Genomic DNA, 1,454 nt, shown 5'->3' on the forward strand with positions numbered 1-1,454 from the left:
CATGTGGATGAGCCGTCGTCGCAGGTGGATTGGTCGGCGGGTGCGGTGGAGTTGTTGACCGAGGAGCGGGTGTGGCCGGAGGTGGGGCGTCCGCGCCGGGCCGGGGTGTCCGCGTTCGGGGTCAGCGGCACCAACGCCCACGTCATCCTGGAACAGCCCTTGGACGTACCTGAGCTCGCCCCACCTGCTCCGCAGCTGCCGGGCGGCCTGGCGCTTCTTCCGGTGTCCGCGCGAGGCGAGGGCGCGCTGCGCGCTCAGGCACAGCGGCTGCTGTCCTTCCTGGATCAGCGACCGAACCAGGATCTCGGCGAGTTCGCCCTTGCGTTGGGTTGTGGGCGGGCGGGGTTGTCGGATCGTGCGGTGGTGGTGGCGGGGGATCGGGAGGAGGCGTTGGTGGGGTTGGGTGCGGTGGCGCGGGGTGTGTCGGGGGTGGGTGTGGTGTCGGGGGCGGTGGTGCGTGGTCGGTTGGGGGTGTTGTTCGCTGGTCAGGGGTGTCAGCGGGTGGGGATGGGGCGTGGGTTGTATGAGGTGTTTCCGGTGTTCCGGGAAGCTTTCGACGTGGTGTGTGAGGCGTTGGACCGTGAGCTGGGTGGGGGTGGTGTGTCGGGTTCGGTGCGGGAGGTGGTGTTTGGGGATGGGGAACTGCTGGAGCGGACGGTGTTTGCTCAGGCGGGGTTGTTTGCGGTGGAGGTGGGGTTGTTCCGGTTGGTGGAGTCGTGGGGTGTGGTGGTGGATGTGGTGGGTGGGCATTCGGTGGGTGAGGTGGTGGCGGCGTATGTGGCGGGTGTGTTGTCGTTGGCGGATGCGGTGGTGTTGGTGGCGGCGCGGGGTCGGTTGATGGAGGCGTTGCCTGAGGGTGGGGTGATGGTGGCGGTGGCCGGGGGTGAGGACGAGGTGCGTCCGTTGCTGGTGGCGGGGGTGGATATCGCGGCGGTGAATGGTCCTTCGGCTGTGGTGCTTTCCGGTGATGAGGGGCCGGTATTGCGGGTGGTGGAGGAGCTGTCGGGGCGGGGGTGTCGGACGAGGCGGTTGGCGGTTTCGCATGCGTTCCACTCGGTCCGGATGGAGCCGATGCTGGAGCAGTTCCGGCAGGTGGTGGAAGGCTTGTCGTTCTCGGCGCCGGTGATTCCCCTGGTGTCGAATGTGACGGGGGCGTTGGCGGATGCGGAGATGGTGCGTTCGCCGGAGTACTGGGTGGAGCACGTGCGTGCGGCGGTACGGTTCGCGGACGGTGTGCGGGCGTTTGCCGACTATGGGGTGAGTACCTACCTCGAGTTGGCGCCGGATGCGGTGCTGTCCGCGATGGTCGGGGACTGTCTGCCGGAGGAGTCGGCCGCAGAGTCCGTGGTGGTGCCGTCGCTTCGGCGGGAGGGCGACGAGGTCCGTGCGCTGTTGTCCGCCGTCGCTCGACTGCATGTGGCAGGCGTAGGCGTCGACTTCGGCGCCCTGTTCGG

General features: G+C 68.4%; 1 protein-coding gene. It reads left to right on the forward strand.

All coding sequences use genetic code 11. The features are described 5' to 3' along the window. Nucleotides 1-69 precede the first annotated feature (69 nt). A partial coding sequence (locus tag ACFYOY_RS49155) for an acyltransferase domain-containing protein (RefSeq protein WP_388594660.1) occupies nt 70-1,454 on the forward strand: 1,385 nt, incomplete at its 3' end.

This window comes from Streptomyces sp. NPDC007875 (assembly GCF_042868035.1).
Taxonomy (GTDB): Bacteria; Actinomycetota; Actinomycetes; order Streptomycetales; family Streptomycetaceae; genus Streptomyces; species Streptomyces antimycoticus.